This window comes from Halopseudomonas bauzanensis (assembly GCF_900114735.1).
Classification (GTDB): Bacteria; Pseudomonadota; Gammaproteobacteria; order Pseudomonadales; family Pseudomonadaceae; genus Halopseudomonas; species Halopseudomonas bauzanensis.
This window is the reverse complement of sequence record NZ_FOUA01000007.1, coordinates 124,699-146,082: the sequence shown is the minus strand read 5'-3', so window position 1 is coordinate 146,082 and position 21,384 is coordinate 124,699. Positions and strand designations below refer to the sequence as shown.

The 21,384-nt window shown below is 59.4% G+C and carries 20 protein-coding genes; 14 read left to right on the top strand and 6 right to left on the bottom strand.

From position 1 onward, the window contains the following. Positions 1-150: 150 nt before the first annotated feature. Positions 151-873 (bottom strand): UDP-2,3-diacylglucosamine diphosphatase, encoded by a 723-nt coding sequence (locus tag BM267_RS14670; protein WP_036989746.1) that lies wholly within the window; start codon positions 871-873, stop codon positions 151-153. A 9-nt stretch (positions 874-882) separates the two neighbouring features. Then, entirely contained in the window at positions 883-1,377 is a 495-nt protein-coding gene (locus BM267_RS14665; protein ID WP_036989747.1) for a peptidylprolyl isomerase, read from the bottom strand. 231 nt (positions 1,378-1,608) lie between these two features. Between BM267_RS14665 and BM267_RS14660 the strand changes: the two genes are divergently transcribed. Both BM267_RS14660 and cysS read left to right on the top strand, forming a co-directional pair. Then, entirely contained in the window at positions 1,609-3,276 is a 1,668-nt protein-coding gene (locus tag BM267_RS14660) for a glutamine--tRNA ligase/YqeY domain fusion protein (protein ID WP_074781226.1), read from the top strand. Positions 3,277-3,279: 3 nt separating this feature from the next. Continuing rightward, positions 3,280-4,665, top strand: a complete 1,386-nt coding sequence (cysS, locus tag BM267_RS14655; RefSeq protein ID WP_074781225.1) for a cysteine--tRNA ligase — start codon at positions 3,280-3,282, stop codon at positions 4,663-4,665. Between the two features lie 54 nt (positions 4,666-4,719). On the opposite strand, the gene BM267_RS14650 is transcribed toward cysS, so the two are convergent. Beyond that, positions 4,720-6,132 carry an alanine/glycine:cation symporter family protein gene (locus tag BM267_RS14650; RefSeq protein ID WP_036989750.1) on the bottom strand — a complete coding sequence of 471 codons (1,413 nt, stop codon included), beginning with the start codon at positions 6,130-6,132 and terminating at the stop codon, positions 4,720-4,722. 154 nt (positions 6,133-6,286) lie between these two features. Between BM267_RS14650 and BM267_RS14645 the strand changes: the two genes are divergently transcribed. The 4 genes from BM267_RS14645 (at position 6,287) to BM267_RS14630 (ending at position 10,276) form a co-directional block, all read left to right on the top strand. Further along, positions 6,287-7,195 carry an AEC family transporter gene (locus BM267_RS14645; RefSeq protein ID WP_074781224.1) on the top strand — a complete coding sequence of 303 codons (909 nt, stop codon included), beginning with the start codon at positions 6,287-6,289 and terminating at the stop codon, positions 7,193-7,195. Positions 7,196-7,397: 202 nt separating this feature from the next. After that, positions 7,398-8,525, top strand: a complete 1,128-nt coding sequence (locus BM267_RS14640; RefSeq protein ID WP_036989752.1) for an NAD(P) transhydrogenase subunit alpha — start codon at positions 7,398-7,400, stop codon at positions 8,523-8,525. 2 nt (positions 8,526-8,527) lie between these two features. Beyond that, positions 8,528-8,851: an NAD(P) transhydrogenase subunit alpha part 2 gene (locus BM267_RS14635; protein WP_036990338.1), complete on the top strand. Its 324-nt coding sequence runs from the start codon at positions 8,528-8,530 to the stop codon at positions 8,849-8,851. A 6-nt stretch (positions 8,852-8,857) separates the two neighbouring features. Beyond that, positions 8,858-10,276 carry an NAD(P)(+) transhydrogenase (Re/Si-specific) subunit beta gene (locus BM267_RS14630; protein WP_074781223.1) on the top strand — a complete coding sequence of 473 codons (1,419 nt, stop codon included), beginning with the start codon at positions 8,858-8,860 and terminating at the stop codon, positions 10,274-10,276. 53 nt (positions 10,277-10,329) lie between these two features. Here BM267_RS14630 and BM267_RS14625 read toward each other — a convergent pair whose 3' ends face one another. Both BM267_RS14625 and BM267_RS14620 read right to left on the bottom strand, forming a co-directional pair. Then, complete coding sequence (locus BM267_RS14625) at positions 10,330-12,363, bottom strand: AsmA family protein (RefSeq protein WP_074781236.1); 2,034 nt, start codon at positions 12,361-12,363, stop codon at positions 10,330-10,332. A gap of 259 nt (positions 12,364-12,622) precedes the next feature. Further along, entirely contained in the window at positions 12,623-14,056 is a 1,434-nt protein-coding gene (locus BM267_RS14620; RefSeq protein ID WP_036989764.1) for an aldehyde dehydrogenase family protein, read from the bottom strand. A 291-nt stretch (positions 14,057-14,347) separates the two neighbouring features. Here BM267_RS14620 and iscR point away from each other — a divergent pair, with 291 nt between their 5' ends. The 8 genes from iscR (at position 14,348) to BM267_RS14580 (ending at position 21,074) form a co-directional block, all read left to right on the top strand. Continuing rightward, positions 14,348-14,833 (top strand): Fe-S cluster assembly transcriptional regulator IscR, encoded by a 486-nt coding sequence (gene iscR, locus BM267_RS14615; protein ID WP_036989765.1) that lies wholly within the window; start codon positions 14,348-14,350, stop codon positions 14,831-14,833. A 106-nt stretch (positions 14,834-14,939) separates the two neighbouring features. Next, positions 14,940-16,376, top strand: coding sequence for a Fe-S cluster assembly protein SufB (sufB, locus tag BM267_RS14610; RefSeq protein WP_036989766.1), 1,437 nt, complete (start codon positions 14,940-14,942; stop codon positions 16,374-16,376). A gap of 50 nt (positions 16,377-16,426) precedes the next feature. After that, the gene (sufC, locus tag BM267_RS14605; RefSeq protein ID WP_074781222.1) at positions 16,427-17,176 is read left to right on the top strand and encodes a Fe-S cluster assembly ATPase SufC; all 750 of its coding nucleotides are present in this window, start codon (positions 16,427-16,429) and stop codon (positions 17,174-17,176) included. 2 nt (positions 17,177-17,178) lie between these two features. Continuing rightward, entirely contained in the window at positions 17,179-18,492 is a 1,314-nt protein-coding gene (sufD, locus tag BM267_RS14600) for a Fe-S cluster assembly protein SufD (RefSeq protein WP_074781221.1), read from the top strand. Next, a complete protein-coding gene (locus BM267_RS14595; protein WP_074781220.1) occupies positions 18,485-19,738 on the top strand; it encodes an aminotransferase class V-fold PLP-dependent enzyme in 1,254 nt (417 codons plus the stop codon). The genes sufD and BM267_RS14595 overlap by 8 nt, the downstream gene beginning before the upstream one ends. A gap of 3 nt (positions 19,739-19,741) precedes the next feature. Next, on the top strand, positions 19,742-20,098 hold the full coding sequence (locus BM267_RS14590) for a HesB/IscA family protein (RefSeq protein WP_036989771.1): 357 nt from the start codon (positions 19,742-19,744) through the stop codon (positions 20,096-20,098). Between the two features lies 1 nt (position 20,099). Next, positions 20,100-20,633 (top strand): putative Fe-S cluster assembly protein SufT, encoded by a 534-nt coding sequence (sufT, locus tag BM267_RS14585; protein ID WP_218144734.1) that lies wholly within the window; start codon positions 20,100-20,102, stop codon positions 20,631-20,633. A gap of 21 nt (positions 20,634-20,654) precedes the next feature. After that, entirely contained in the window at positions 20,655-21,074 is a 420-nt protein-coding gene (locus BM267_RS14580) for a SufE family protein (RefSeq protein ID WP_074781219.1), read from the top strand. 79 nt (positions 21,075-21,153) lie between these two features. On the opposite strand, the gene BM267_RS14575 is transcribed toward BM267_RS14580, so the two are convergent. Beyond that, positions 21,154-21,312 (bottom strand): YqaE/Pmp3 family membrane protein, encoded by a 159-nt coding sequence (locus tag BM267_RS14575; RefSeq protein WP_036989777.1) that lies wholly within the window; start codon positions 21,310-21,312, stop codon positions 21,154-21,156. Positions 21,313-21,384 lie beyond the last annotated feature (72 nt).

The following is a 21,384-nucleotide window of genomic DNA, read 5'->3' as shown; positions in this document are numbered from 1 at the left end:
TCTGGTTGCTGACCTGTTTGAAGCGGTGCCGGAGATGGCCAGCAAGGTGTAAACCTGCGGCAAGCTAGGCAGTAGACAACAAGCCCCCGGCTCGGCAGAGTTGGGGGTTTTGTTTTTGGGGCGCCCGGCGAGGGTGCGAGGAAGGCCGGATCAGAGCCCAAAACTCTCCAACCGATACCCATCCTCATCCACTTCCAGAGCCCAGCCGCTGTTATCCCAATCTCCCAGCACAATTCGCTGCGCCGGTTTGCCTTCGATTTCCAGCGGATGCACAGCAGGGCGGTGGGTATGGCCGTGGATCAACGTGGTCACCCGCTGCGAGTGCATCACGCGCAACACTTCGCCCTCGTTGACGTCGGTGATATCCGCTGCCTTATAGCGCGTCCGTTCCCGACTTTCGTTGCGCAGTTTACGCCCGATGCGGTGACGGGTTTTCAGCGGTAGGTGATGCAGGATAAACAGGCTCAACGGATTGCGCAGCCAGCGACGCATGCGCATATAGCCGAGGTCGTCGATGCACAGGCTGTCGCCATGCATCAACAGCACGCGCTCATCGTTGATCTCGATAAGGGTGGGGTCTTTGAGCAGAGTGCAGCCGGAGCGGCGGCAGAAGCTCTTGCCGATGAGAAAATCGCGGTTACCGTGCATCAGATAGATCGCGGTGCCCTGGCGGGATAATGCCAGCAGGGCGGCGCTGACCTGATCGGCCAGTGGGTCGGGGTTGTCATCACCCAGCCACACTTCAAAGAAGTCGCCCAGGATATACAGCGCGTCGGCATTGCGCGCGCGGGTGTCCAGGCAGTGTAGAAACGCCCGGGTGATATCCGGGCGTTGTGCTTCCAGATGCAGATCCGAAATGAACAGATAACGCATCTGCAGGTATTACTCGATTACTTCGGCGCGTTCGATGATCACATCGTCAGCGGGGACGTCCTGGTGACCGGCACGACTGGTGGTGCTCACGCCTTTGATCTTCTCGACCACGTCCATGCCTTCGCTGACCTTGCCGAATACCGCATAGCCCCAGCCCTGGGAAGTCGGTGCGGTGTGGTTGAGGAAGGTGTTGTCAGCGACGTTGATGAAGAACTGGGCGCTGGCGGAATGCGGGTCCATGGTGCGGGCCATGGCGACAGTGCCAATAGCGTTGCCGACGCCATTGTTAGCTTCGTTCTCGATCGGTGCGCGGGTGTCCTTCTGCTTCATGCCCGGCTCGAAACCGCCGCCCTGGATCATGAAGTTACCGATAACGCGGTGGAAGATGGTGTTGTCGTAGTGACCGTCACGCACGTACTGCTTGAAGTTCTCGACAGTTTTCGGCGCCTTGTCGGCGAACAGCTCCAGGGTGATGACACCAAAGTTGGTATGCAGCTTGACCATGCGGTTGATCCTCGGGTTGGTTGCGATAAAGGTGCAATGCTATCAGCTGATGGGGATTGAGGCATCAGCTTGTTCAGCCGGCCGTGGCTTGGTGAAACCAAGGTGGCTCCTGGGTTATGATAGGCGTCTTTGGCCGGACAGATCAGATTACCCCAATGCAGGGCGCTGTTCTGTTCGCTGATTACTACCGTAATGCCGGCGGCATTGCCCGAGACGAGCCCTGAAATACTTATGAATAAACCGGAATCCACGCCTCCAGCCCACTTTCTGCGTCAGATCGTTCAGGCCGACCTGCAAAGCGGCAAGCACACGAAGATCGTGACGCGCTTTCCGCCGGAGCCCAACGGCTACCTGCACATCGGGCATGCCAAGTCGATCTGTCTGAACTTCGGCCTGGCGCAGGAGTTCGGTGGTGAATGTCATCTGCGCTTTGACGACACCAACCCGGCCAAGGAAGAACAGGAATATATCGACGCCATCAAGCAGGACGTCGAGTGGCTGGGCTTCCAGTGGAGCGGTGATGTTCGCTACGCCTCGGATTATTTCGATCAATTGCATGTCTGGGCCATTGAGCTGATCAAGTCCGGCAAGGCGTATGTTTGCGACCTGACGCCGGAACAGGCGCGGGAATACCGTGGCAATCTGACCGAGCCGGGCAAGAACAGTCCTTTCCGCGACCGCAGCGTCGAGGAGAACCTGGATCTGTTCGCGCGCATGACCGCCGGGGAATTCCCCGACGGCGCCAAGGCGCTGCGGGCGAAGATCGATATGGCAGCGCCGAACATGAACCTGCGCGATCCGATCCTGTATCGCATCCGCCATGCCCATCATCACCAGACCGGTGACAAGTGGTGTATCTATCCGAGCTACGATTTCACCCATGGCCAGTCGGATGCCATCGAGCTGATCACTCACTCCATCTGCACTCTGGAGTTCGAGGATCACCGCCCGCTGTACGAATGGTTCCTGGACAATCTGCCGGTACCAGCCAAGCCGCGGCAGTATGAATTCGCCCGGCTGAATCTGAACTACACCGTCACCAGCAAGCGCAAGCTCAAGCAACTGGTCGATGAAGGTCATGTGAATGGTTGGGATGATCCGCGCATGTCGACCCTCAGCGCCTTCCGCCGCCGCGGTTATACGCCGGCGTCGATCCGCGAGTTCTGTGAGCGCATCGGCGTTACCCGCTCTGACGCGGTGGTCGATATGGGCATGCTGGAGTTCTGCATCCGTGACGACCTGGACAACAACGCGCCGCGCGCCATGTGCGTATTGCGCCCGCTCAAGGTCACCATTACCAATTACCCGGAAGGCCAGGTAGAGAACCTGAGCCTGCCGCGTCATCCCAAGCAGGATATGGGCGAGCGCGTGCTGCCGTTCAGCCGTGAGCTGTACATCGACCAGGATGACTACATGGTCGATCCGCCCAAGGGCTATAAGCGCCTGGTGCCCGGCGGCGAAGTGCGCCTGCGTGGCAGCTACGTGATCCGCGCCGATGAGGCGATCACCGATGCCGAGGGCAATATCGTCGAACTGCTGTGTTCCTACGATCCCGATACCCTGGGCAAGAACCCTGAAGGCCGCAAGGTCAAGGGCGTGATTCACTGGGTACCGGCTGCCGACAGCGTTGAATGCGAAGTACGCCTGTACGATCGGCTGTTCAACGCCGCCAACCCGGACAAGGGCGAGGAGGGCGGTACCTTCCTGGACAATATCAACCCCGACTCACTGGTCGTGCTCAAGGGCTGCCGCGCCGAGCCGTCGCTGGCCACCGCCACGGCCGAGGAGCGTTTCCAGTTCGAGCGCGAAGGCTATTTCTGCGCGGACAGCAAGGACTCGCGCCCGGGCAACCTGGTATTCAACCGTACCGTTACCCTGCGCGACTCCTGGGGGCAATAACCGATGGCATTGCATGTCTACAATACGCTGAGCAAGGCCAAGGAGGCTTTCAAGCCGCTGGAGGACAACCAGGTGCGCATGTATGTCTGCGGCATGACGGTGTATGACTTCTGTCATATCGGTCATGCCCGGGTCATGGTCGCCTTCGACGTGGTCTCTCGCTGGCTGCGCTTTCGCGGCTACGACCTGACCTATGTGCGCAACATTACCGATATCGATGACAAGATCATCCGCCGCGCCAACGAAAATGGTGAAAGTTTTCAGCAACTGACCGAGCGCATGATCGCCGCCATGCATGAGGACGAGGCTCGCCTGAACGTGATGCGCCCGGATCAGGAGCCACGCGCCAGCGAGCATGTCGAAGGCATGCACAGCATGATCCAGACACTGATCGACAAGGGCTACGCCTATGCGCCCGGCAACGGCGATGTCTACTACCGGGTCGGCAAGTTTGCCGGCTACGGCAAGCTGTCGCGCAAGCGCATCGAGGATCTGAAGATCGGCGCGCGCATCGAAGTTGATGAAGCCAAGGAAGACCCGCTGGACTTCGTGCTGTGGAAGGGCGTCAAGCCGGGTGAGCCGAGCTGGCCCTCACCCTGGGGTGATGGCCGCCCCGGCTGGCACATCGAATGTTCGGTGATGTCCACCTGCTGCCTGGGTGACACCTTCGATATCCATGGTGGTGGTCCGGATCTGGTGTTCCCGCATCACGAGAATGAGATTGCCCAGAGCGAGGCAGCAACGGGCAAGCCCTACGCGATGAGCTGGATGCATGCCGGTGCGGTACGGGTGGATGGCGAGAAGATGTCCAAATCCCTGGGTAACTTCTTCACCATCCGTGAAGTGCTGGAGAAATACCACCCGGAGGTGGTGCGCTACCTGCTGGTGGCCAGCCACTACCGCAGCCCGATCAATTATTCGGAAGATAACCTCAAGGAAGCCAAGAGCGCCCTGGAGCGTTTCTATCGTGCCCTGAAAGGCTTGCCCAAGGCCGCAGCTGCCGGTGGCGATGCCTTTGCCGAGCGCTTTGCCGCGGCGATGGATGATGATTTCAACACTCCTGAAGCCTGCGCCGTACTGTTCGACATGGTGCGTGAGGTCAACCGTTTGAAGGACGGCGACCCGCAGGCCGCTGCTGCACTGGCCGCGCGTCTGCGCGAGCTGGCTGGTGTGGTCGGTATTCTGCAACTGGAGGCGGACGCTTTCCTGCAAGCTGATGCAGCCAGTCGGGTGGACGCTGCCGAGGTCGAAGCACTGATCCAGGCGCGCCTGCAAGCCCGGACGGAGAAGAACTGGGCCGAGTCCGACCGCATTCGTGACCAGTTGGCCGGGATGGGAGTGGTATTGGAAGACGCCAAGGGTACAACCACCTGGCGTCTGCAGGACTGATCTGCTCTGCCTTGATCCTGCTCCGCTTAAGGCGGAGCAGGATCAAGGTGTTATTTACTTCCAGATATCGTCGTCGAGTTGCCGGTCCAGTTCAGGGTAGTCTGCCGACTTGAAGGTCGGTATCAACCCCTGTTTGCGCTGCTCGAAATAATCCTTGGTCAATTTCGTTACCGTGCCGGACAGCAGTACGATGGCTATCAGGTTGATGGTTGCCATCAGTCCCATCGAGGCATCTGCGGCATTGAACACCGTCAACACCGCTTCCTTCGCACCCCAGACCACCATCGCCAGTGCAACCAGCCGCAACAAGGTAATGCCAAGCGTATTGCCACCGCCGAGATAGATCAGCGCATTTTCCGCATAGGTGTAGTTCGCCACGATCGAGGTAAAGGCAAAGAACAGGATGGCGATGGCGATGAAGTAGTTGCCGGCGCTGCCGATATGCATCTCAAGGGCCTGCTGGGTGAGCTGAATACCGGTGACACCGTTACCGGGTTCCAGCATGCCGGACAGCAGAATCATGATCGCGGTAGCGGTACAGATGACAATGGTGTCGATAAACACCCCCGCTGCCTGAACCAGCCCCTGGGAAGAAGGGTGGTGGGGCGCCGGTGTTGCCGTGGCTGCAATATTGGGCGCCGAGCCCATACCTGCCTCGTTCGAGAACAACCCGCGCTTGATACCGTTGAGCATTGCTGCGGTAATCGACCCGGCAACCCCGCCGGCGGCTTCCTCCAGGCCGAAGGCGCCGCGGATGATAGACATGAAGGCTGCCGGCACGTCTGTGATGTTTATCGCCAGCACGTACAGCGCTACCAGCACATAGGCGCTAGCCATGAAGGGCACCACGAATTCGGCGAACCGGACAATCGAGCGGAGCCCGCCGAAAATGACGATGCCAGCGAACACGGCGATGCCCAGGCCGACCGAGACCTTCGGTAAACCGAAGGCGCTCTCCATGGCATCGGCAATCGAGTTGGCCTGCACGGCATTGAAGACCAGGCCAAAGGAAAGGATCAGGCTGACTGCAAAAATGGCACCGGCCCAGGGCGCTTTCAGGCCCTTGGCTATATAAAAAGCAGGACCGCCCCGGTATTGGCCCTTGCGGTCACGCACTTTGTACAGCTGAGCCAGGGTGCTTTCGGCATAACCGGTAGCCATCCCCACCAGTGCCACCACCCACATCCAGAAGATAGCTCCCGCGCCACCAAGGTAGAGGGCAACGGCAACGCCGGCGATATTGCCGGTGCCGACCCGTGAAGCAAGACTGGTACACAGTGCCTGAAAAGGCGAGATGCCGTGCTTGTCGCTTTGCCGGGCACCGAGTATGGCGCGGACCATTTCACCGAAGTGCCGGAACTGAATAAACCCGAGCCTGATGGTGAAAAATACACCCACGGCCAGCAAGCCATAGATGAGAACATAGCCCCATAGAATGTTGTTCAGGAAATCGACGATGGCGTTCATTGGCGTTCCTTCTTCGCTGGTGAGATTAGAAGGTAGCCGTTGCGTGGGCATCCGTCATGCCGAATGGGTGTATCTGCGCCACATTTCCGAATCATCCTGTTACACTTGCGCGCCTTGATCGGAAGTTGTTTTCCGAGCTGTCCGGGAGATCTCGATGGTTGTGCTCAATGCCCTGGTACCTGTTTTCGGTCTGATATTTCTGGGGTGGTTTCTCGGTGCCCGACGCATCATCCCTGCCGAGGGGCACGCAACCCTGGGTATCATCACTTTCAAGCTGTTCATGCCGGTGTTGCTGTTCTCCGGCCTGGCCAAGGCAGATCTGGCCGAAGCTCTCTCACCCTTGCTCCTGATGCGCTATTACCTGCCAGCCTTCGTGGTGTTCATCGTGGTGAATCTGCTGGTGCATCGGCGGCTGGGACGGCCTTCGTCCATGGGGTTGGCTGCCAGCTATTCCAATAACGTGCTGGTGGGCATTCCACTGATCACCGTGATGCTGGGCGCTGAGAGCCTGGTCTATCTGTTTGCCGTCCTGGCATTCCACAGCTTGCTGCTGTTTACCCTGCAAAGCATCTATAACGCTTTTTGGGGTGGCAAGGGTGAGGAAAGAATCGACTGGCGAGGGCTGCTCGCCAGTCTGGCCAATCCGCTGATCATCGGGCTGTTCCTTGGTGGGTTGGTCAACCTGGCCGGTATTCCCATTCCCGGCCCACTGTGGCATATCGTCGAGATGCTGGCCGCAGCGGCGCTGCCTACTGCACTGCTGATGCTGGGGTTGAGTCTGGCGAGCTACCGACTTTACCTGAGCGGCACCATGGCTTTGCTGACCGCGGCCAAGCTGGTGGTCTTTCCGTTGCTCGTGCTGGGGATGGGCTGGCTGATGCCGGGCCTGACCACCGAGGCGCGTACTGTCCTGGTATTGATGGCGGCCTGTCCGACCGGGATCAACGTACTGGCCTTTGCCATGGGGCGCGAGGACATGCGCATACTGGGTTCGGTGATCTTTCTATCAACGGTCATGGCCGCTATCACCTTGCCGGTCTGGTTGCTGGTTCTCGCCAGGTGATGTGCTCAAGTGGAAACAGGGGAAGCGCCTGAATTTCCCGTTATTTCACGGAATTCCCCTGTTTTTTTCATCTAACGGACAAATTAATTGTAATTTACGCCGCTTCTTTTCAAATTGAATACAAAAGTCTAGTTGCACTTGGTGTATCCTTGCCCCCGCTTTTTGGATTGAATAAAACAAACAAGTAGGAAAAGGAGACCCCATGCCGGTCAGTCTGTTTGTCCCCGGGGAAACACGCGAACACGAAAAACGTGTAGCTCTGGTCCCCTCCGTCGCCACCAAGTTGGCAAAGCTGGGCATTGAATGCTCCTTGCAACCGGGTGCAGGCCTGGCAGCACGAATTCCCGACAATGCCTTTGAGAAGGAGGGGGTGCAGATTACTGCTTCTCCGACCAATGCTCAGCTGATTTTCCGGGTACAACCGCCGGAGCTGTCAGACATCGAGCAGATGGCACCGGGCACCGTTCTGTGCTGCTTCGTTTATGCGCACCGGGAACCAGAGATCGTCAAGGCGCTGCGTGATCGCCAGATCACCTGCTTCGCCATGGAACTGGTACCGCGCATCACCCGCGCCCAGGCGATGGACGCACTGTCTTCCCAGGCCGCACTGACCGGCTATGCCGCTGGCCTCATGGCCGCCACCAGCCTCAATCGTATTCTGCCGATGATGACCACCGCGGTCGGCTCTCTGCGTCCGGCCAAAGTGCTGGTCATGGGCGCTGGTGTCGCCGGTTTGCAGGCATTGGCCACGGCCAAGCGCCTGGGCGCCATGATCGAGGGCTACGACGTGCGTGCCGAGGTCAAGGAGCAGGTTGAATCGGTCGGTGGCAAGTTCGTCGATACCGGTGTCTCCGCCAGCGGCGAGGGCGGTTATGCCCGTGAGCTGACTGATGAGGAGAAGGCCCAGGTCGAGAAGGTCGTCACCCGCCATATCCAGCAGGCCGACGCCGTGATTACCACCGCAGCGATTCCCGGCCGCCCGAGCCCGAAGATCATCAGCGAAGCGCAGATCATGGGCATGAAGCCCGGTTCTGTGATCATCGATCTGGCGGCAGAAGGCGGCGGCAACACGCCGTTGACCGTGCCTGGCGAAACCGTTGAAGTCGGACCGGCGACCATCGTTGCCCCGCTCAACGTACCCAGCCGTCTGGCCGAGCATGCGTCCGAACTGTATGCACGCAACCTGCAGAACCTGGTCGGCCTGATGATCAAGGATGGCGAACTGGCCATCGATTGGGAAGACGAGATTCTGGCCGGCGCGGTACTGACCCATGCCGGTGAAATCCGCAACGAGGCCGCTCGCAAGGCCATCGAATCTGCTGAGGGATGATCATGGATCCAGTAACTACCATTACCGGCTTTGTAGCCCTGTATATCTTCATGCTGGCCGCGTTCACCGGCTACGAAATCATCGGTCGCGTACCGGCCATTCTTCACACGCCGCTGATGTCCGGCTCCAACTTCGTCCACGGTATCGTCGTGGTCGGCGCCATGTGGGCACTGCTGAATGCAGGCTCCACTCTGGAGCAGGTCATCGGGTTCTTCGGTGTGCTGCTGGGCGCAGGCAACGCCGCCGGCGGCTATGTGGTGACTGAGCGCATGCTGGAGATGTTCAAGCCCAGCGACAAGCGCCAAGGTACAGCGGACAAGGAATAACATCCAATGAGTCAATTTATAATCGAAGCCGTTTATTTTCTCACGGCACTATTGTTCATCTACGGCCTCAAGCGCATGGCTAGCCCGGTTACCGCACGCTCGGGCATCCTGATCGCCGGCATCGGCATGGTACTGGCGGTATTGGCTGCCTTCCTGTACGGCTTTGACGTACGTGAAGCGGCCCAGGAACACCTGACCATGAACGTGGCGCTGGTGCTGATCGCGCTGGGTCTGGGTCTGGGCTGGGCCTGGTACAGCGGCAAGAAGGTCGCCATGACCGACATGCCGCAGATGGTCGCTCTGTACAACGGTATGGGTGGCGGTGCTGCCGCAGCCATTGCGGCCACCGAGCTGTTTTCCGGCAACGCCCAGTCCCATGGCGTGGTGGTCTCCATTCTGGCGGTACTCGGTGGTCTGATCGGTGCGGTGGCGCTGTCCGGCTCGCTGATCGCCTGGGCCAAGCTTGATGGCCGCATGAATGGCGTCATCCGCCTGCCGGCCCAGCAACTGATCAACCTGGTGCTGTTCCTCGGCTCCCTGGCACTGGGCGCATACATCGTGGCCAGTGGCATTGAGGGTGGCATTTCCTTCCCGCTGATCGCGCTGTTCTTCATTCTTGCGCTGATACTGGGTGTGCTGCTGACCACCCCGATCGGTGGCGCGGACATGCCGGTGGTGATCTCTCTGTATAACGCCTTTACCGGTCTGGCCGTTGCCTTCGAGGGCTTCGTGTTGCAGAACCCGGCGATGATCATTGCCGGTACTGTGGTTGGCTCGGCGGGTACTCTGCTGACGCTGATGATGGCCAAGGCGATGAACCGTCCGGTCAGCAATGTTATCTTCAGCCAGTTTGGCGGTGATGACGGCAGTGAAGACGGTGATATCGAAGGCACCATGAAGCCAGCTGATGCTTCCGATGCCGCCATCGCCATGTACTACGCCAGCAAGGTAATCATTGTTCCGGGCTACGGTCTGGCGGTCGCCCAGGCCCAGCACAAGCTGTACGAGTTCGTGAAGCTGCTGCAGAAGCAGGGCGTGGACGTGGCGTTTGCCATCCACCCGGTTGCCGGTCGTATGCCTGGCCACATGAACGTACTGCTGGCCGAGGCCGGTGTCCCCTACGACATCATCCATGACCTGGAAGATATCAATGAGGACTTCCCGCAGGCTGACGTGGCTATCGTTCTGGGTGCCAACGACGTGGTCAACCCGGCCGCCCGCCACCGCAAGTCCAGCCCGATCTACGGCATGCCGATCCTCAACGTCGACATGGCGCGTCAGGCTTACGTGGTCAAGCGTGGCCAGGGCAAGGGTTACTCCGGCGTGGAGAACGAACTGTTCTTTGCCGAGAACACTTCCATGGTCTACGGCGACGCGCAGAAGGTAATGGTACAGATGATCGAAGCGGTGAAATCGCTGGGTTGATTCTGTCCTGAGCGGAAACAGAAAGGGGCTTCGTTAACGCGAAGCCCCTTTTTTTATTCCGCGCGCATCTGTTGCAGAAACTCTCCACACTGATTGGCCTGCTCGCCGCTGGGCGCGATCAGTGCCAGCAGTGCGGCGGCTGGTGTCAGCGAGCCCAGTGCCAGCATCCCGGCGCCGCGCAGGGCCAGTGGTCCGGCATGTACGCCGGGACGAGGTTCACTGAAGGTACCCTGGACGTACAGCGGCGAGCGCAGGGAGATAATGCGCATGCCCTTGGAGTCAGGAGAAATGTCCAGGTCCAGCTCCTCGCTGGCAAAATTCACCGTGCCATCAATCTGGATCAGCGCATTCTCGGTGTCGATCACGAACAGCGGCGTGCTCATCAGCCCATCCTCGAGAGCCAGGTCGGCCACTGCGCAGTTGATTCGCACCTCCTCGTCGCCGAACAGCCTGCCCATCAGGTAGTTGCCCACGTTGAGCCCGGCAATCTCCATCAGGCCACGGCTAACCGTGCCGTCGTTGATCACCAGCCGTACTGCGCCATCGGCACTGCCCAGCAGCGCCGCCACCGAATTACCACTGCCGCGCAGATCGGCGTCGCCGTTGAGCTCGCCCAGGCTGGTCTGCATCGGCGCGAAGCTGGGCGCCAGTTGCTTGAGCTTGAAGTGCCGCGCATTCAGCTTCGCCTGACCTTGCAGCGGGGTGTTGGCGCCGTCGAGCTCGATGTCGGCCTCCAGCGTGCCGCCGGCCATGCCGAATTTCAGCGGCGCCAGGCGCAGCAGGCCATCGTCCAGCAATACGTGGGCATCCAGATCGGTGATCGGCAATTGTTCGCTGTGTACGATGCGCTTACCGCGCACGCGCACATCGGCATCCATCGTCCGCCAGCGTTCGGTGCGGAACTCTTCGACCGGTAATACCTTGTCCGCTGGCTGTCGAACATCGCTGCCGCGGGCCTCTTTCTCGGCGTTGGAGTCGGCCCCGATCAAGGGAGCCAGGTCGCTGAACAGCAGTTGGTTGGATACCACACTGCCGGACAGCTTGGGCCGGGGTTGACCGGCGACATACGTCAGGTCGCCGTGGATATCGCTGTCGCCGATACGTCCACTGAAGTCCTGATAGCGGTAGGTAGCGCCCTCGACGGCCTGCAATTCGGCGCTCAGCCGGCCATCGGTGGAGTAGGGTGGGCTGTCAGGTAAGGTTACCCCGGTCAGGGGATACAGGTTGCCCAGGCTGGTACCCGACAGGCGCAGGTTCAGGTCCAGTGCGCCCAGGTTCTGCGGATCGGTCAGGGTGCCAGCGAGACGGATGCGGGTGGAGCCAGCGCGGACATCCGCCTGCAGTGGGAATGGCAGCGTGGCATCCTGCAGTGCCAACAGGCCGCCAATCTTGCCTTCGCCTTGTACCGCCTGCCCTTGATAGCGACCCTCGGCGCGCCAGGCGAAGACATAATCCTGCGGCGCAGCCGCATCTGATTGCTCCTGCTCGCCAATGATTTCGCTGAAGGCGATGGGTTCACCCAGCGGGTCGACCTGCAAATCGAGTTGAAGCCTGCTGATCGCATCGTCGATCCTTATCTGGCCCTGATCGAAACCAATGGTGCCGATATCCAGGACCCAGGATGCGGGTTCGGATGGATCGCTTTCGTCGTTGCCCAGACCGAAGGTCCAGTTGTTGCGCCCGTCGGCCAGGCGCTGCAGATCGGCATTCGGGGCTTGCACGTCGATGCGGGGGATGCTGACGATCTTGCGCAATAGCGGCAAGGGCGCCAGTCGCAACTCCACCCGCTCCAGACTGACGAAGGTGTCGCCTTCGGCCCATTCCGGATTGCCCAGCACCATGTGTTCGGCGGCGATGTGCGGCCACGGCACCCAGGCCCGCCAGCCGTTCGTTTCCGGCTCTCGGCGCCAGGCCACTGCCAGGTCGCCTTCGATGGCGAAGGGTCGATCCAGCGCCTCGGAAACCCGATCATTAATGGTTGGTTTGAGCAGGTTCCAGTCGAACAGCACCAGGAACAAGGTCAGCGCCGCCGCCAGCAGTATCAGGCCGGTCAACATCCAGACGAAGAACCCACGAACGTGCGCCATACCAATCCGCCCCTTGATCATGCATCCGATAACGATGCCTCAGGTTCAGACTAGCAAATCCTGGAAATGTCGAGCTCGCCGATCCAATAGCGATGCCGGCAAGCACCAGCTTCAGGCTTTCAAGCGGCTAATTGGGGGGATGGGTTTGCGGGAGCAGGCTCGGTGGGAGCGGCCTTGGCCGCGAATGGGCTGCTGCAACCCTTCGCGGGCGAGCCCGCTCCCACCGGTACCTTCAAAGGGGGGAAAGTCCCCCTGGAAATCACTTCTCGGCGTAATAACCGAAGATGGATTTCACTTCGAGGAAGTCTTCGAAGCCATAGTGGCCCCACTCGCGGCCGTTGCCGGATTCCTTGTAACCACCGAAGGGGGCGTTGTTATCCAGCGGGGCGCCGTTCAAATGAACCATGCCGGTACGGATCTGGCGGGCGACGTTGCGGGCGCGATCCAGTTCCGCTGAAGAAACGTAACCGGACAAACCGTAGCGGGTATCGTTGGCGATGCGAATGGCGTCTTCTTCGTTCTCGTAACCAATGATCGACAGTACCGGCCCGAAGATTTCCTCCCGGGCAATGGTCATATCGGTGGTTACATGGCTGAAGATGGTCGGTTGTACGTAGTAGCCCTTGTCCAGACCCTCAGGACGACCGGTGCCGCCGACAACCAGGTTGGCACCTTCTTCGATGCCCTTGGCGATCAGATCCTGGATCTTGCTCCACTGGGCCTTGGATACCACCGGACCGATGGTGGTGTCCGGTGCATCGGGGGCTCCTGCCTTGACCTTGGCAGCGACAGCCTTGGCAATGGCAGCTACTTCATCCATGCGGCTGTTGGGGACCAGCAGGCGGGTAGGCGCATTGCAGGACTGTCCACTGTTGTTCATGCAGGACATGACACCATGGGCAACGGTTTTTTCGAAGTTGGCATCATCCAACAGGATGTTGGCCGATTTTCCGCCCAACTCCAGCGCGACGCGCTTGATGGTCTCGGCACCGTTCTTCATGACCTGGCGACCAGCACCGGTGGAGCCAGTGAAGGACATCATGTCGATATCCGGGTGCGCAGACATGGTCGAACCTACGGTCGGACCGTCACCATTGACCAGGTTGAACACCCCCGCCGGCACACCGGCTTCGTCCAGCACTTCGGCCAGCAGCAGGGCGGATAGGGGGGCGACTTCGGAAGGCTTCAATACCATGGTGCAGCCAGTGGCCAGGGCAGGAGCGATCTTGCAGGCCAACTGATTGATCGGCCAGTTCCAGGGAGTGATCAGGCCGCAGACACCGACTGGCTCCTTGACCACGAGGGTGTTACCGATGCGCTCTTCGAACTCGAACTCCTTGAGCGCCTTCAGTGCGGCAGCAAAATGGCCGGTGCCGGAAGGAGCCTGGGCGTATTTCGACAGCTTGGCCGGTGCGCCCATCTCAAGGGAGATCGCCTGGGCGAATTCCTCGGAGCGACGCTGATAGATCTCGAGAATGCGCTCCAATAGGGCGATGCGCTCTTCACGACTGGTCTGTGAGTAGGTGTCGAATGCCTTGCGCGCCGCAGCCACAGCAATGTTGACATCTTCTTCATTACCCAGAGCGATGGTGGCAACGACCTCTTCCGTGGCGGGGTTGATCACATCAACGGTACGGTCACCCTTGGGCTCTACCCATTGGCCGTTGATATAGAATTGTTTTTCATGGCTCATTTGATCAGGACTCCTGCTGGGACATAATCTTGAAAGTGTCGAAACAATACACGTAATTCGCATTTGTATCAGCTGTTTGAGCGAATTTACCAAGCAAAACATGCGTCTGCTTTCACTTCAAGCGTTCAGGCAATAACTCTATACTATGCTGCGGAAAATCAGCCGCGCCCGGTCTGGCAACGTGGCGCAGGCGTGGTGCCAGCATTTCTGTCCCCGGAAGGGGTAATACTTGACTAAAACAGTGGGATATTGCATAGTTCTGCCCATGTGCAAACCTGACACGGGTGCTCTATGCGTCTGACCACCAAAGGCCGCTACGCGGTTACAGCCATGCTGGATCTGGCCCTTCACGAGGACCAAGGACCCATTACGCTGGCAGATATTTCTCTGCGCCAGGGTGTGTCGGTGTCCTATCTGGAGCAACTCTTCGCCAAGCTGCGGCGCAGCAAATTGGTAGAGAGCGTGCGCGGACCCGGCGGGGGGTATCGTCTGGCGGGGGGCGCTGCGTCCATCAATGTGGCACAGATCGTCGAGGCCGTGAACGATTCCATGGACGCGACCCGGTGTCTGGGCAAGGGGGATTGCCAACATGGGGACGTCTGCCTGACCCATTACCTGTGGACGGACCTGAGCGAGCGTCTGCGCCAGTTCCTCGGCGATATAACCCTTGCCGACCTGGTTTCACGTGAAGATATTCAGCGCGTACGCACCCGGCAGGATAAGGGAGCCTGCGCCAACGCCAACCAGGACGCTATCAACCTGGAACGCATCATCTGACGGCCGCTGGCCGTACGAACTAGAGAGCAGTGCCCGAAGAGGCATTGCAGCCTGACATACAATGCAGCCACCGCCATGACGTTGACTGCGGGACTGAGGTGATACCGTGACTCAAGAAGTCGAGAACCTTATCAAGACGGATTACGCCGCCGGCTTTTATACCGATATCGAATCCGACACGCTGCCGCCTGGCCTTGATGAAAATGTCATACGCTTTATCTCGGCCCGTAAGGAAGAGCCTGAATGGATGCTCGAGTGGCGGCTGAAAGCGTATCGCGCCTGGCTGGAAATGGAAGAGCCGACCTGGGCCCACGTACATTATCCGGAAATCGACTTCCAGAGCGTTTCCTTTTACTCGGCTCCCAAAAGCATGGCTGATCGGCCCAAGAGTCTGGATGAGGTCGATCCGGAGCTGTTGGCGACCTATGAAAAGCTGGGCATTCCGCTGCATGAGCAGGAAGCGCTGGCTGGCGTTGCAATGGATGTGGTCTTCGACTCGGTATCGGTCGTCACCACCTTCCGCGAGAAACTGGAAGAGGCGGGCGTCATTTTCTGTCCGATCAGCGAGGCCATTCGCCGTTTCCCGGATCTGGTAAAACAATATCTGGGGACCGTAGTGCCGCAAAAGGACAACTACTACGCTGCCCTGAACTCCGCGGTTTTCTCCGATGGCTCCTTTGTCTACATTCCCAAGGGCGTACGCTGCCCCATGGAGTTGTCCACTTATTTCCGGATCAATGAACTGAATACCGGGCAGTTCGAGCGCACCTTGATCGTTGCTGATGAGGGCTCCCACGTCAGTTATCTGGAAGGCTGCACCGCCCCCATGCGTGATGAAAACCAGTTGCACGCTGCGGTGGTCGAGCTGGTAGCGCTGGATGGTGCCCAGATCAAATATTCCACGGTACAGAACTGGTACCCCGGCGACGCAGAAGGCAAGGGCGGTATCTACAACTTCGTGACCAAGCGTGGCGTTGCCCATACCAATGCCAAGATTTCCTGGACCCAGGTGGAGACCGGCTCGGCGGTAACCTGGAAGTATCCCAGCTGCATTCTCAAGGGTGACAACAGTGTCGGCGAGTTCTACTCGGTCGCGCTGACCAATAATTTCCAGCAGGCTGACACGGGCACCAAGATGATCCATCTTGGCAAGAACACGCGCTCAACCATTGTTGCCAAAGGGATTTCCGCCGGTCAGAGCAACAGCTCCTACCGCGGACTGGTGCGCATCAACCCCGGCGCTGAAGGCGCGCGTAATTTTACCCAGTGCGACTCGTTGCTGATCGGCGACCGCTGCGGTGCGCATACCTTCCCGTATATCGAGAGCAAGAATCCCAGCGCAGTCGTCGAACACGAGGCGACCACGTCAAAGGTCAGTGATGACCAGATGTTCCTCTGTCAGCAACGCGGCCTGGACGCTGAGAAGGCGGTCTCGATGATCGTCAACGGCTTCTGCCGCGAGGTCTTCAAGGAGCTGCCGATGGAGTTTGCCGTGGAAGCAGGCAAGTTGCTGGAAGTCAGCCTGGAAGGTTCGGTGGGTTGATCCACCGCAGGCTGTCGAGACCATTTCATATAGATTATCAGGCGTAAAATATGTTATCGATCAAAGGGTTGCACGCTAAAGTTGAAGAAAAAGATATCCTCCAGGGGCTGGATATCGAGATCAATCCGGGTGAGGTGCACGCGATCATGGGGCCGAACGGCTCCGGCAAAAGCACCCTCGGCAACGTGCTGTCCGGCCGCCCTGGCTATGAAGCAACCGGCGGCAGCGTGCTGTTCAAGGGCCAGGACCTGCTGGAACTGGACACCGAAGAGCGGGCCCGTGAGGGTATTTTCCTGGCGTTCCAGTACCCCGTTGAAATCCCCGGCGTCAGTAACATGGAATTCCTCAAGGTCGCGGTTGATGCCAAACGCAAGCATGCCGGACTGCCGGAGCTGTCCGCCGTCGAGTTCATGAAACTGGCGCGCGAAACCAGCAAGCGGGTTGACCTTGATGCCAGCTTCCTCAAGCGCGGCGTCAACGAAGGTTTTTCCGGTGGTGAGAAGAAGCGGAACGAGATCATGCAGATGATGCTGCTCGAGCCCGACCTGTGCATCCTCGATGAAACCGACTCCGGTCTGGACATCGACGCCCTGCAAGTCGTCGCCGATGGTGTGAACTCCATGCGCGACGGCAAACGCAGCTTCATTGTCGTCACCCACTATCAGCGTCTGCTGGATTACATCGTGCCTGATTATGTGCACGTTCTGGCTGGTGGCCGCATCGTCAAGTCCGGCACCAAGGAGCTGGCGCTGGAGCTGGAAGCCAAGGGCTATGGCTGGCTGGAAAATGGAGAAGGCTGAATATGTCCGATTTTCAACAACAGGCCCTGACGCTGGCCGCAGAGCAGCAAAGCCCCGAGTGGCTGACTGCGCTGCGCGCGCGGGGTACTGACGTCTGGTCGACCGCCAAATGGCCGACCCGCAAGACCGAGGCATGGAAATACACCTCTCTGAACCCGTTGCAGACTGACACCCCGGCCCAGTGGGCCAGCGTCGACGACTGCGCCTGGCAGCAGGCGATCGATCCGATTGCCCTGGACGCCACCCGCCTGGTCTTCATCAACGGGCATTTTTCCCGTGAGCATTCCAGTGAACTGCCCGCCGGGGTAGTCCGCTTCAGCGAGGCGGATGCCAGCCAGCAGGCGCTGATCCGCCAGCACCTGGGTACGGTTGCCAATACCGGCGAGCACCTGTTTGTCGCCCTGAGCGACGCCTGGGCCACTGACGGCATCTTGCTGCACGTGCCCCGCGGCGCCCGGCTGGAGAAGCCGGTGTACATCCTCAACGTCGCCACGCCAGAAGCGCAGCCGGCGGTCAGCAGCCAGCGGGTGCTGGTGGTGCTGGAGGACAACAGCGAGGCCGAGCTGATCGAACATTACGTGTCCGGCAGCGAAAAGCAGAACCTGTTCGTCAACAGTCACACCGAAGTGGTGGTAGGCAACAACGCGCAGATTCAGCATTACCGGATCAACCTGGAACAGGAAGATCTGCTGCACGTCGGTGGCGTGCACATCGACCTGCACCGCGACGCCCGCTTTCTCGGCTTTACCCTGGCACAGGGCAGCCGGCTCAAGCGTATCGACTACCACGTCAATCATCGTGGCGAAGGTGCGCACCTGGGGCTCAACGGCGTTTACCTGCCGCGCAACAAACAGTTGATCGACTATCACACCAACGTCGAGCACCGCGTGCCCAATTGCACCACCGACGAAGTGTTCCGCGGCATCATCGGTGACTCGGCCAAGGCCGTGTTCAATGGGCGCATCCATATTCATCAGGATGCCCAGAAGACCCTGGCCGAGCTCAGCAACAAGAACCTGCTGACTTCGCCGACGGCCGAGATCAATACCAAGCCGGAGCTGGAGATCTACGCCGACGATGTTCGCTGCGCCCATGGTGCAACCATTGCCCAATTGGACGAGACCTCGGTGTTCTATCTGCAGAGTCGTGGCGTTACCCGCGCCGATGCGGTGCGCATGCTCAGCTTTGGCTTCATCAATGAGTTGCTCAATGAAGTGCCTGAGCAGGCAATTCAGGACTACCTGCGGCCGCGCCTGACCACCCTGTTTGGTGAAAGCCCTCAGGGCGACGAGCTGGGACAGATGCGTTATGAATGATTTGGCCATCGACCGGCGCAGCACGTTCAATGCCGAACTGGTGCGGCAGGATTTTCCGATCCTGCAGCAGGATGTTCATGGCAAACCGCTGGTGTACCTGGATAACGCTGCCACCACGCAGAAGCCTGAGGCGGTGATCCAGGCGATCGTCGATTACTACCGCAAGGACAACAGCAACGTCCACCGCGGTGCCCATGCCCTGGCTGAGCGCGCTACCGACAAGTTCGAGCAGGCGCGGGTCAAGGTAGCCGGCCTGATCAATGCCGCCGAGCCGCGGCAGATCATCTGGACCCGTGGCACCTCGGAAGGCATCAATCTGGTAGCGGCCAGCTGGGGACGCAGCCAGCTGCGCGAAGGCGACCGCATTCTGGTGTCGGCCATGGAGCACCACTCCAACATCGTGCCTTGGCAGATGATCGCCGCGCAGATGGGCGCCACGGTTGAGCCGATTCCGGTAAGCAACGACGGCACGCTGGATCTGGATGCCTTGCAGGGCATGCTGGATGCGCGGGTACGCATGGTCGCCTGCGGGCACGTGTCCAACGCCCTGGGTAGCGTCAACCCGGTGGAACAGATTGTGCTTATGGCCCACTCGGTGGGCGCGTTGTGCCTGATCGATGGCGCTCAGGCCATGAGCCATCTGCAGGTGGACGTGCAGGCGCTGGACTGCGATTTCTATGTGTTTTCCGCGCACAAGATGTTCGGCCCGACCGGCGTCGGCGTGCTTTACGGCAAGGCCGAGCTGCTGGAAGCCATGCCGCCATACCAGGGCGGTGGTGAAATGATCGAAACGGTCAGCTTTGCCGGTACCACCTACAACCAGTTGCCTTACAAATTTGAAGCTGGTACCCCGGATATCGCTGGCGTGATCGCCTTGGGCGCTGCGGTGGATTATCTGCAGAGCCTCGATCGCGAAGGGGCCGAACGGCATGAGCAGGAACTGCTGGAATACGCCGAAGCCAAGGCCCGGGCCATGCCCGGAATTACCCTGGTGGGCACGTCAGCCAAGCGCACCGGGGTCCTGAGCTTTCTCATGGACGGCACCCACCCCCACGATGTGGGCATGCTGCTGGATCAGCAGGGCGTCGCGGTGCGAACCGGCAACCATTGCGCCCAGCCGATCATGGACCAGTTGGGTATCCCTGGCACAGTGCGCGCCAGTTTCTGTTTCTACAACACCAGAGCCGATATCGATCGTCTGTTCGAGGCGCTGACCAAGGCGAAACAGTTCCTTGTCGAGGAGTAGAGTATGAGTGTCGAATCTTTTGATCCAACCAGCCAGGCGGTTTCCGTCAGCCCGGCTGCGCTCGAACACTTCCGTCGTCAGTTGACCAGCCAGCCGGGCAAGGCGGTACGTGTCAGCATCAAGAAAAGCGGCTGCACCGGTTTCATGTATGTCATCGACATGGTGGAGCAGGGCGCCGAGGATGATCTGCATTACCAGCTGGACGACCAGGTCGAACTGCTGGTGGAACGCGAGAGTCTGGCAATTCTCTCCGGCACCGAGATCGATATGGTGAAGGAAGGCATCAACCGCCAGATCCGCTTCATTAACCCCAACGTCAAAGACCAATGTGGTTGTGGCGAAAGCTTCAGTGTGAGTTGACATGGAAAGACGCATGGTTGTCGCCCGGGCAGACTGCCCGGCGCGGCGGGTTCCCGATGGCACACCGCTGACGATCCCGAAAGATACTTTTGTAACCATTACCCAGGCGCTGGGCGGTAACTATACCGTTACCTACAACGGCCAGATGGTGCGTGTGGATGGCACCGATGCGGAGAACCTCGGCCTCGAGCCCGAGCTGCTGTCATTCCCCGCGCCGAGCGACGACCAGATCCGTGAAGAGGATGTCTGGACCGCATTGAAGACCGTTTTCGACCCGGAAATTCCGGTGGATCTGGTTAATCTGGGGCTGATCTATTCGGTCGTAGTCGACCAGCAGGCCAAACGGGTGGATATCAGCATGACCCTGACTGCTCCCGGTTGCGGCATGGGCCCGGTGCTGGTGGGCGATGTTGAGTACCGGGTTCGCCTGGTACCCAATGTCGAGAGCGTGCACGTGGACCTGGTCTTCGACCCGCCGTGGAACCGCGACATGATGAGCGAAGAAGCGCAACTCGAAACCGGTATGTTTTTCTAAGAGCGACCTCAAGGACTTTGCATGAGCCAGTTCGGCACAGACATCAGTAGCGACGATATCATCGAGACGCTGTCATTCTTTGACAGCTGGGAAGATCGCTACAAGTACATCATCGATCTCGGTCGCGAGTTGCCACCGCTGGATGACAGCGAGCGTACCGAGGGCAATATCGTGCGCGGTTGTCAGAGCCAGGTCTGGCTGACCAGCCGGGCGGAGAGTGGCCGCCTGTATTTCGATGCTGACAGCGATGCCTTCATCGTCAAGGGGCTGCTGGCTGTGGTGCTGGCCGCTTACAACGGCAAGACGCCGGAGGCTATTCTGGCCTTCGATATCGAGGATTACTTCACGCAATTGAATCTGCTCAAGCACCTGAGCGTGACCCGCGGCAATGGTCTGCGCGCGATGGTCAAACGGATCAAGGATACGGCTGCAGCGCAGTAACGCTCATTGCCGATGCGTTCTCTGCTGGAAAACCGAGGGATAGGACAGGAGCCGGGAGGCTCCTGTCCCAGGCGAATATTCAGCGGCGGGCGATAATCCAAACAGCGTGAATGATGCCCGGCAGGTAGCCGAACAGTGTCAGCAGGATGTTCAGCCAGAAAGCGCCGCCAAAACCGACCTGAAGAAACACCCCCAGCGGTGGCAGCAGAATGGCAATGATAATTCTGATGATGTCCATGTATTCACTCCTGATTGATAAGCAACCGCCGGTGCGGTCATAGGGCGGTCATAGGGCGGTCAGGTTCTGTGA

What these genes read in the sequence shown, in the direction of transcription:
- BM267_RS14575 (WP_036989777.1), bottom strand. Translation starts at nt 21,312, where the DNA reads ATGGACATCATCAGAATTATCATTGCCATTCTGCTGCCACCGCTGGGG.
- BM267_RS14590 (WP_036989771.1), top strand. Translation starts at nt 19,742, where the DNA reads ATGAGTGTCGAATCTTTTGATCCAACCAGCCAGGCGGTTTCCGTCAGC.
- BM267_RS14580 (WP_074781219.1), top strand. Translation starts at nt 20,655, where the DNA reads ATGAGCCAGTTCGGCACAGACATCAGTAGCGACGATATCATCGAGACG.
- BM267_RS14625 (WP_074781236.1), bottom strand. Translation starts at nt 12,363, where the DNA reads ATGGCGCACGTTCGTGGGTTCTTCGTCTGGATGTTGACCGGCCTGATA.
- BM267_RS14640 (WP_036989752.1), top strand. Translation starts at nt 7,398, where the DNA reads ATGCCGGTCAGTCTGTTTGTCCCCGGGGAAACACGCGAACACGAAAAA.
- BM267_RS14630 (WP_074781223.1), top strand. Translation starts at nt 8,858, where the DNA reads ATGAGTCAATTTATAATCGAAGCCGTTTATTTTCTCACGGCACTATTG.
- BM267_RS14665 (WP_036989747.1), bottom strand. Translation starts at nt 1,377, where the DNA reads ATGGTCAAGCTGCATACCAACTTTGGTGTCATCACCCTGGAGCTGTTC.
- sufC (WP_074781222.1), top strand. Translation starts at nt 16,427, where the DNA reads ATGTTATCGATCAAAGGGTTGCACGCTAAAGTTGAAGAAAAAGATATC.
- BM267_RS14670 (WP_036989746.1), bottom strand. Translation starts at nt 873, where the DNA reads ATGCGTTATCTGTTCATTTCGGATCTGCATCTGGAAGCACAACGCCCG.
- sufT (WP_218144734.1), top strand. Translation starts at nt 20,100, where the DNA reads ATGGAAAGACGCATGGTTGTCGCCCGGGCAGACTGCCCGGCGCGGCGG.
- sufD (WP_074781221.1), top strand. Translation starts at nt 17,179, where the DNA reads ATGTCCGATTTTCAACAACAGGCCCTGACGCTGGCCGCAGAGCAGCAA.
- BM267_RS14660 (WP_074781226.1), top strand. Translation starts at nt 1,609, where the DNA reads ATGAATAAACCGGAATCCACGCCTCCAGCCCACTTTCTGCGTCAGATC.
- BM267_RS14620 (WP_036989764.1), bottom strand. Translation starts at nt 14,056, where the DNA reads ATGAGCCATGAAAAACAATTCTATATCAACGGCCAATGGGTAGAGCCC.
- BM267_RS14650 (WP_036989750.1), bottom strand. Translation starts at nt 6,132, where the DNA reads ATGAACGCCATCGTCGATTTCCTGAACAACATTCTATGGGGCTATGTT.
- iscR (WP_036989765.1), top strand. Translation starts at nt 14,348, where the DNA reads ATGCGTCTGACCACCAAAGGCCGCTACGCGGTTACAGCCATGCTGGAT.
- BM267_RS14635 (WP_036990338.1), top strand. Translation starts at nt 8,528, where the DNA reads ATGGATCCAGTAACTACCATTACCGGCTTTGTAGCCCTGTATATCTTC.
- cysS (WP_074781225.1), top strand. Translation starts at nt 3,280, where the DNA reads ATGGCATTGCATGTCTACAATACGCTGAGCAAGGCCAAGGAGGCTTTC.
- BM267_RS14595 (WP_074781220.1), top strand. Translation starts at nt 18,485, where the DNA reads ATGAATGATTTGGCCATCGACCGGCGCAGCACGTTCAATGCCGAACTG.
- BM267_RS14645 (WP_074781224.1), top strand. Translation starts at nt 6,287, where the DNA reads ATGGTTGTGCTCAATGCCCTGGTACCTGTTTTCGGTCTGATATTTCTG.